Source organism: Williamsia sp. D3 (assembly GCF_000506245.1).
Taxonomy (GTDB): domain Bacteria; phylum Actinomycetota; class Actinomycetes; order Mycobacteriales; family Mycobacteriaceae; genus Williamsia; species Williamsia muralis.
Genome location: NZ_AYTE01000040.1, coordinates 1 through 8507 on the forward strand (window position 1 = coordinate 1; position 8507 = coordinate 8507).

Annotated in this window: 9 protein-coding genes; 7 read left to right on the plus strand and 2 right to left on the minus strand. The window is 65.4% G+C overall.

Going from position 1 to position 8507, the window contains the following annotated elements; genetic code table 11:
- Together eccD and mycP are read left to right on the plus strand one after the other, a co-directional pair.
- Positions 1 to 587: type VII secretion integral membrane protein EccD (gene eccD / locus W823_RS51830; protein ID WP_023961830.1), on the plus strand; the 587-nt coding region annotated here is incomplete at its 5' end.
- The gene (gene mycP, locus W823_RS51835) at positions 584 to 2026 is read left to right on the plus strand and encodes a type VII secretion-associated serine protease mycosin (RefSeq protein ID WP_023961832.1); all 1443 of its coding nucleotides are present in this window, start codon (positions 584 to 586) and stop codon (positions 2024 to 2026) included. The genes eccD and mycP, both read left to right, overlap by 4 nt.
- 8 nt (positions 2027 to 2034) lie before the next feature.
- Here mycP and W823_RS51840 read toward each other — a convergent pair whose 3' ends face one another.
- Both W823_RS51840 and W823_RS51845 read right to left on the minus strand, forming a co-directional pair.
- Positions 2035 to 2253, minus strand: coding sequence for a pyridoxamine 5'-phosphate oxidase (locus tag W823_RS51840; protein WP_023961834.1), 219 nt, complete (start codon positions 2251 to 2253; stop codon positions 2035 to 2037).
- 36 nt (positions 2254 to 2289) lie between these two features.
- On the minus strand, positions 2290 to 3258 hold the full coding sequence (locus tag W823_RS51845) for a 4-hydroxy-3-methylbut-2-enyl diphosphate reductase (protein WP_051406676.1): 969 nt from the start codon (positions 3256 to 3258) through the stop codon (positions 2290 to 2292).
- Positions 3259 to 3327: 69 nt separating this feature from the next.
- On the opposite strand from W823_RS51845, the gene W823_RS51850 reads away from it, so the two are divergent.
- From W823_RS51850 to W823_RS51860, 5 genes are all read left to right on the plus strand, one after another.
- Positions 3328 to 3921, plus strand: coding sequence for a lipid droplet-associated protein (locus W823_RS51850; protein WP_023961839.1), 594 nt, complete (start codon positions 3328 to 3330; stop codon positions 3919 to 3921).
- A 7-nt stretch (positions 3922 to 3928) separates the two neighbouring features.
- Positions 3929 to 5173 (plus strand): exodeoxyribonuclease VII large subunit, encoded by a 1245-nt coding sequence (gene xseA / locus W823_RS0130525; protein WP_030170996.1) that lies wholly within the window; start codon positions 3929 to 3931, stop codon positions 5171 to 5173.
- Positions 5174 to 5182: 9 nt separating this feature from the next.
- Positions 5183 to 5461 (plus strand): exodeoxyribonuclease VII small subunit, encoded by a 279-nt coding sequence (locus W823_RS0130530; RefSeq protein ID WP_223249058.1) that lies wholly within the window; start codon positions 5183 to 5185, stop codon positions 5459 to 5461.
- Between the two features lie 64 nt (positions 5462 to 5525).
- Complete coding sequence (locus W823_RS51855) at positions 5526 to 6128, plus strand: DUF4245 domain-containing protein (protein WP_023961840.1); 603 nt, start codon at positions 5526 to 5528, stop codon at positions 6126 to 6128.
- Positions 6129 to 6227: 99 nt separating this feature from the next.
- A complete protein-coding gene (locus W823_RS51860) occupies positions 6228 to 8477 on the plus strand; it encodes an MMPL family transporter (RefSeq protein ID WP_023961842.1) in 2250 nt (749 codons plus the stop codon).
- Positions 8478 to 8507: the final 30 nt, after the last annotated feature.

Below are 8507 nucleotides of genomic sequence, written 5' to 3' on the forward strand. Positions count from 1 at the left end.
CCCGACTGCCACTGCCGCCGGTCCCCACAGCCGGGGCCGCCATCGACCCGGCCGATTCAGCGCCTCGCCCGGCCATCGAGGGCATCGGCGCGATCGGGGCGATGGCGTTGCCGTCGGCAGCCGCTCTGGAACTCCGCGCGCACACCGCCGGTCGTTACCTCACCGGCATCATCGCCGGCACTGCGGTCGCAGCGGTCGCGGGCATTGCCCTGGTCGCCTACCCCGCAGACGACTTCAGTTGGCGCTGCACGGTTTTCGCCCTCATCATCGCTACGGTCCTGTGCTTACGGGGCAGATCACACGCCGACCTCGCCCAGGCAGCCGTCCTCATCGCCGCAGGTGCTGTCGGCTTCGCCGCCGTGGTAGGCGAAGTGGCCCTGGGACCGGGCGATCATGTCGTCGTGGCCGCCGGCGCGGCAGCGGCGGTGAGCGTGGCCGCGCTGCTCTGCGGCGTGGTTGCCCCGAGATCCAGCTTCTCGCCCGTGGTGCGGCGAACAGTGGAGATCATCGAGTACCTCTTGATCGCGACCATCGTCCCCTTGATGTTCTGGATCATGAATCTCTATGCAGCGGTCCGCGACCTGTGACTGCGTTGGCATCGACCCGTTGTCATCCTCGTCCCCCATCCAAGCGCGTTCGCATCGCAGCACTGTCGGCCGTCGGGTTCCTGGTGGTGCTGGCGAGCGTGCCCGTCCCGGCACATGGCATCACGCCGCCCACGATCGATCCGCGTGCCCTCATCCGCGACGCACCCGTGGGTCCGCCCGAACCGACGGAGCAGGACACGTTGTGCGCGGAACCGGTGCTGTCGCCCGGCACCGATCCGCAGGTCCCGTCGGCGGCGCAGACGATGATGCGACTACCCGACGCCTGGCGGTTCAGCCGGGGAGCCGGACAGAAGATCGCGGTGATCGATACCGGCGTCACCCGGCATCCGCGGCTGCCGCGACTGACCGCCGGTGGCGACTACGTCGCCCGCACCGACGGAACCGAGGACTGCGACGGCCACGGCACGTTGGTGGCGGGGATCATCGCTGCGGTCCCGTCCCCCGATGACGCCTTCAGCGGCGTTGCCCCCGAATCCTCGATCATCTCGATCCGGCAGTCCAGCGCCGCGTTCGTCGCCAAGGACCGACGCTCGGAGACCCGCGACAAGACTACCGTCGGAACAGGATTCGGCACGGTGCAGACCCTCGCACATGCAGTTGTGCGTGCGGTCAACCTCGGCGCCGACGTCATCAACATCTCCGAGGTGGCCTGCGGACCCGCCGGTGGTGACCTCCACGACGCGCAGCTGGGAGCCGCCGTCAAGTACGCGTTCGACCGCGATGTCGTGGTGGTCGCGGCTGCGGGCAACCTCGTCAGCAATTCCCAGTGTGCGCAGCAGAATCCGCCGCCGGACCCGGCGGACCCCGACCTCGCCGGCTGGGACACGGTCACCACGGTCGCCAGCCCAGCGTGGTACACGCCCTACGTGCTGAGCGTTGCCGCGGTCGACTCGGTCGGCGGGGCCCCGGCGCCGTTCAGTCTGGCCGGACCATGGGTGGGCGTAGCCGCTCCCGGAACCGCGATCGTCAGTCTCGACAGCACCCGCGGATCCAGACGGATCGTTGATGCCCAGTCCACCGAGAAAGGCCCCGTACGAGTGGAGGGCACCAGTTTCGCCGCGCCCTACGTCGCGGGTGTGGCGGCACTGGTCAGATCCAGGTTTCCAGAACTCGGTGCCGCAGAGGTGATCGAGCGCATCACCAGGACGGCGCATTCACCGGGCACCGGACGCGACAACACGGTGGGCCACGGCGTTGTCGACCCGGTTGCCGCCCTGACGTACGAACTACCCCCTGGGGAGTCTGATTGGACTGCGTCGCAAGCGATTCCGCCTCCGCTGCGACCACCCGCGCCCGACCACTCCGCACGAACGGTGGCCATCATCGGCGGCGGTGTCTGCGCGGTGATACTGGTCGCAGGGTGGGCGGTGTCCCTGCCTGCCCGACGACTACGGCGGCTGGAACCGGAAGAATACTGAGCTCGGGCTCACCAGCCCCGCACATGCTCCGGCACCACTCTGATCAGCGCTGAATGCTGGTCGCGGAACTCCTCCGGTGAGGTGTCGAGCGAAGCGAAGCCGCCACGGTACTTGGCGACGTACTGTTCCCATTCCTCGGACGTCGGCCCTTCCGGGTCCGACCGGGCGGTGCCCCGGAACACAGCGACTTCGCCACCGTGCTCGGTGCTGTTGAAGTTGAACGCCACCGCGCCCGAGCGTGAGATGTTCGCGAGCTTGGGCCGCTACTTCGCGCGGGCCGGCCGCAGCTCACGCGGCAATGCGAACGTCAGCGTCTCCTCGGCAGTGGTGACCTTTTCGATGTTGTTGTATCCGTGCTCACCGAGCAGATCCAGAACACCTCGCACCAGCACCTCCGGCACCGATGCACCCGACGTCACGCCGACGGTTTCGACCCCTTCGAGCCAGGTCAGGTCCACGTCACGTGCGTAGTCGACCAGGTAGGACGTGCGTGCCCCGGCCTGGAGCGCCACCTCTACCAGCCGCACCGAGTTGGACGAGTTCCTCGAACCCACCACGATGACCAGATCGCATTTCGGCGCCATCGCCTTCACCGCCACCTGACGGTTCTGCGTGGCGTAACAGATGTCGTCGCTCGGTGGGTCGTTGAGCAGGGGGAACTTCTCCCGCAACCGTGACACCGTCTGCATCGTCTCGTCGACGGACAACGTGGTCTGCGACAACCAGACGATCTTCGATTCGTCACGCACCGTCACCGCATCGACGCTATCGGGTCCATCGACCAACTGGACGTGCTGGGGCGCCTCTCCGGCGGTTCCCTCGACCTCCTCATGGCCTTCGTGGCCGATGAGCAGGATGTCGTAGTCGTCGCGTGCGAACCGCTTGGCCTCCTGGTGCACCTTGGTGACCAGCGGGCATGTCGCATCGATGGTGCGCAGGTTGCGTTCCGCGGCGGACTCGTGGACCGCCGGTGACACACCGTGCGCGGAGAACACCACGAGTGCGCCCTCGGGCACCTCGTCGGTCTCGTCCACGAACACCGCGCCGCGGTCGGCGAGCGTCTCGACGACGTGGCGGTTGTGCACGATCTCCTTACGCACATACACCGGCGCACCGTGCTTCTCGAGCGCTTTCTCCACCGCTTCGACGGCTCGGTCGACACCGGCGCAGTAACCGCGCGGCTCGGCGAGCAGGACTGTCTTGCCTCCAGGGCTGATTTCGGCCGAACTCATGATGTTCAGGGTACGGGCAATACGACCCTCCTGGTGGTCACCACCGGTGGCATGAGGCACAGTAATGGAATGATCCGACCACCTTATGCCGCAAGGGTCGCCGCCGGGGTTGTTGTAACGGTGCTGGAAGAGACTCGAAAACTGCCGACCACCGCGATCACACTTCCTATGACCGCCGTGAGTCAGACTCTCCAGACTCTGATGCGTTTCCAGCAGCAGATCGCCGAGATGGCGATCAAGGGAGACGATGTTTTCGACGCGTTGCTGGGGCACAACGAAGAAGAGCCGGAGTGGGCGACCTTCGACGAAGACGACGATCTCGCACCTCCGTCCGCGCCCACATTGGTTCCCGGTGGCGACTCCGATGACTCCGGCGAGAGTGCGGTACCGGCTGCCGGAGCCGGACGGTTCGCCTTGTACAGCTCGGCGCCCGACATCGACACCGACGATGTGCAACCTGTCTCGACGACACCGTCCGACGACGTCCCGGAAATCGTCGAACTGCTCGACTACAACGACCTCACCCTGGCGCAGCTCCGCGCGAAGTTGAAGACGGTCGGCTTGAGCGAACTGCAGGACCTTGCGGCGTATGAGAGGTCCCACCGTTCGCGGGCACCGTTCCTGACGATGCTCGACAATCGTGTGACCGCCGCGAGCAAGTAGTACCCGGGTGAGCAATACGCCCGACACGGCATGGCCGGTTCGCACCATCAACACCAAGATCGCGGACTGGCTACACAGACTGGGGCAGGTCTGGGTGGAGGGTCAACTCACCCAGATCAACCGGCGACCAGGCACGCGTACCGCCTTCCTGACCCTTCGTGATCCCGCTGCCGACATCTCGATCCAGGTGACGTGCAACCCCGATCTGCTCACCCGCGCCCAGGTTCCACTCACCGAGGGCGCCCGCGTGGTGATGCTCGGCCGCCCGGTCTTCTACACCGGCAGGGGCACCGTCTCGCTCCGCGTCACCGAGATCCGGCCGGTGGGGATCGGCGAGCTCCTGGCCCGCATCGAGCGGCTACGACAACTCCTCGCCGCTGAGGGCCTGTTCGACTCGGCTCGCAAACGACCACTTCCGTTCCTGCCCGGAACCATCGGACTGATCACCGGCCGCGCCAGCGCAGCTCAGCGCGACATCGTCTCGGTCGCGCAGAGTCGTTGGCCCGCAGTGCGTTTTGAGATCCGCGACGCGCCGGTTCAGGGACCGACCGCGGTCCCCCGCATTCTGCGGCATCTTGCCGAGCTGGACGCCGACCCGGACGTCGACGTGATCATCCTGGCCCGGGGTGGCGGCAGTGTCGAGGACCTGCTGCCGTTCTCCGACGAGGCCCTGTGCCGCGCGGTGGCCAAGGTGACCACCGCGGTGGTGAGTGCGATCGGGCACGAACCCGACTCGCCCTTGCTCGACCTCGTGGCCGATCTTCGGGCGGCAACGCCCACCGATGCGGCCAAACGAGTGGTGCCAGACGTCGCCTCGGAGCTCGCGATGATCCGCGACCTGCGGTCCAGAAGTGCAGGAGCACTGCGCAATTGGGTCACCACACAGGTCCGCGGCCTCGATGCGATGCGTGGACGCCCAGTGCTGGCGCACCCGTTCCGCATGATCGATGAGCGCAGCGCATGGCTTGATCGCGCGGCCTCGGACATCCGCCGTGACGTGGCGCGGCTCGTCGCCCACGAGGACCAGCGCGTGGAACATCTGTCGGCGCGATTGGCTACCTTGGGTCCGGCCCAGACATTGGCGCGTGGATACGCCGTCGTTCAGCGGGTGCCCGGCTCGGCGAGTACGAACACACCGGATGACCACCCACACGTGGTCAGCTCGGTGCTGGACATGCCGATCGGCACCCAGCTCCGTGTCCGGGTCGCCGACGGCGCCACCCGTGCAGCGGTGATGGGCGTGGAGAAGTAGAGGACAGACGTGGCAGCGAAGAAGCAGGACATCGAAGGACCGGTCCCGGTATCGGAATTGGGTTACGAACAGGCACGCGATGAGTTGATCGTTGTCGTGCGCACCCTGGAACAGGGTGGCCTCGACCTCGATGCGTCCCTGGAATTGTGGGAGCGCGGGGAGGCCCTCTCACGCCGGTGCGAAGAACACCTCGAGGGCGCACGCAAACGCATCGAGGCAGTCCTGGGCTCCGAGGAGGACCTTGCAGACGCCGACGACGAAGACGACGACTTCGACGATCAGGACTGAGCGTGCACCACTGCCCCGTACTCGGCGTTTATGACCGATCGCCGCTGCCTGCAATACTCGGATCGTGGCCGCAAAACCCCGCATTCTCAATAACAACAAGGACATGATCTGGTCGTTGATCCCCTTGCTGTTGCTGTGTGCCTTCATCGCGGTCGTGTCCGGCAACTGCTCGGTTGGATTGACCGGCGGTTCCGGCGACGACAAGGTCCCGGCGTACGACGTCGCGAACGGGCTCCGTGCCGATGCCCGATCGGTCACGTTCCCCATCCGGCTGCCCCAGACACCGGCGGACTGGAAGCCCAACTCGGGTACCACCGTCGCCCTGGAGAACACCGTCGTCTCCAATGCCGGTTACATCACGGCGAACGGCGTCTACATTCAGCTCAGCCAGACGAATGCGACCCAGGATGCCGTGGTCGGATACCTCTCGGACGATGAGACCCTGCTCGGCGCGGGCACCCGCGATGTCGGTGGCCGAAAATGGATTGCCTATGGCAAACCCGACGGTGGCCGGACGGTGTGGGTCACCGACCTCGGCGAGGTCCGGATCGGACTGAAGTCCAACAAGGCGAAGGACGACGACTTCTCGACACTGGCATCGGCGGTACTGGCTGCCTCGCCGTTGCCGGGCGCCAACTCGAACGGACGGGTTCTCCCCACCGGATAGTTGTCCGCCCCCGGGCCGACCCGTCGGCCCGGATGTTCCCTGAATATCAATCTTCCGGGTGAGGACTGTTGTCGCCCTAGGGCTATAGGCTCTGGCGCTATGGCAATGTTTCTGTATCGACTCGGACGATTCTCGTTTAGGCACAAATGGTGGGTGATCGTCAGTTGGCTATTGCTTGCGGCCCTGGTCATCACACTGGTGAGCAGTCTGAATCCCAAGTTCTCCAAGGACTTTGAGCTCCCGGGTACCGACTCGGACAAAGCCATGTCCCTCATGAAGGAGAACTTCCCGGCAATCAACGACGAGCAGTTCAAGGCGTCCACGAGTGTTCTCGTCGCCGCGGACAACGGGCTCGAAGCGCACACCGCGGACATCGACGCACTCGTCGCGAAACTCAGGACCTTGCCCGACCTGGTTGCGCCCGACACCATCGTGAACCCGGTCGACGTGGCCGCAGAGGACCCGGCGCTGGCCCCCAACGTCCTCGGCGACAACGGCCGGGTCGGTTTGATGCAGATCGATCAGGACATCAACGTCGAAGACCTCACCCTCGAGGACAAAGAGCAATTCGAGGACATCCTCAAGGAGTTCCGCGTCGGCGGTCTCGATGTCCAGGGCACCGGTTCCCTGATGCAGGTCTTCGAGCAGGGCGGCACCGCCGAGATGCTCGGATTCGTCATCGCGTTCGTGGTGATGATCGTTGCCTTCGGTGCCATCGTGGCGGCATTCATCCCGATCATCACCGGCATCCTCGGTGTGATGATCACCATCATGCTGGTCACCCTGGGCGCCGGCGTGTTCAACATCAACGAGAGCGCAACCGGCATCATCACCATGCTCGGTATCGCGGTGTCCATCGACTACGCGCTGTTCATCGTCTCCCGCTATCGCAGTGAACTGAACCTGGGCGGATCTCGAGAGGCCGCCGTGGGCCGTGCCGTCGGAACCGCGGGTTCGGCAGTTGTGTTCGCGGGTCTCACGGTGATGATCGCCGTCGCCGCACTGTCGGTGGTGGGCATCCCGTTCATCTCGCAGATGGGCCTGGCGGCGGCACTCGCGGTCTTGATCGCGGTGCTCGGCGCCATCACACTGATCCCGGGATTGCTGGGGGCGTTCGGTCGGTTCGCCTTCTCGCCGCGCATCCCCAAGGTCCGTCACGGCGACGAGCCCGAGGACTCGATGTCCAACGGCCATCGCTTCGCGAAATTCGTGACGAAATACCCGTGGCCGATCGCGGTTGTGTCGCTGCTCGCGCTTGTTGTGGTCGCCTTGCCGATGTCGAAGTTGGAGCTCGGGCTGTCATCGACAACCGACGCCGAGGTCCCCGCGACCGAACTGCTGCAGCGGGGATTCGGTGAAGGTATCAACGGCCCACTCCTGGTGGTGCTCAACGACACCGACGGCGGGTCCGTCGCCGCTGCGGCCGACCAGACGGTCGAGCACATCAAGACCCTGCAGAACGTCGCCAATCCCGGTCAGCTGACCTGGACGGGCAACGGTCCGAACAAACAGGACACGAAGGCCGGCGCGACGTCAGCCCTCATCTCGGTCACGCCGCAGCAGTCACCGAGCGGTCCGCAGACCCACGATCTGATGGAACAGATCCGCGACTACTCCTCGACCACGGATGCCGAGGGCGTCACCCTCAACGTGGGTGGGCAGACGGCGATCATGTCGGACATCTCGGCCAAGCTGAGTTCAGCTCTGATCCCCTACCTGGTCCTGGTGGTCGGACTCGCCTTCCTGATCTTGATGGTCGTGTTCCGTTCCGTCCTGGTCCCCCTGACCGCGACCATCGGGTTCCTGTTCTCGGTGTGCGCGACATTTGGTGCCACGGTGGCGATCTTCCAGCTCGGCCACTTCGGGTTGATCACGCACACCCAGCCGATCATCTCGTTCCTGCCGATCTTCATGATCGGTGTGGTGTTCGGCTTGGCGATGGACTACCAGGTCTTCCTGGTCACCCGTATGCGTGAGGAGTACGTGCACGGTTTGTCCGCCAAGGAGTCGGTGATCATCGGCTACAAGCACGGCGCCCGCGTTGTCGCATCGGCAGCCGTCATCATGATCGCCGTGTTCGCGGCGTTCATGCTGGCACCCGACACCAGCTCGAAGATGATGGGCTTCGCTCTCGCGGCGGCCGTGTTCTTCGACGCGTTTGTGGTGCGCATGGTGATCGTGCCTGCGGTGATCACGATCATGGGCGACAAGGCCTGGTGGATGCCCAAGTGGCTCGACAAGGTCCTGCCCAATGTCGACATGGAGGGCACTGCGATCCGGAAGATCCCGATCGATTCGGACGCCGGCGACGACAAGCCGCAGCCTGCCACCGTCGGTTCCGCCGACTGATCTCGCTTCACCGGCCACCTCACCCCCGTC

Coding starts and splice junctions, on each gene's coding strand:
- W823_RS51860 (WP_023961842.1), top strand. CDS start 6,228: ATGGCAATGTTTCTGTATCGACTCGGACGATTCTCGTTTAGGCACAAA.
- W823_RS51845 (WP_051406676.1), bottom strand. CDS start 3,258: ATGAGTTCGGCCGAAATCAGCCCTGGAGGCAAGACAGTCCTGCTCGCC.
- W823_RS51850 (WP_023961839.1), top strand. CDS start 3,328: ATGATCCGACCACCTTATGCCGCAAGGGTCGCCGCCGGGGTTGTTGTA.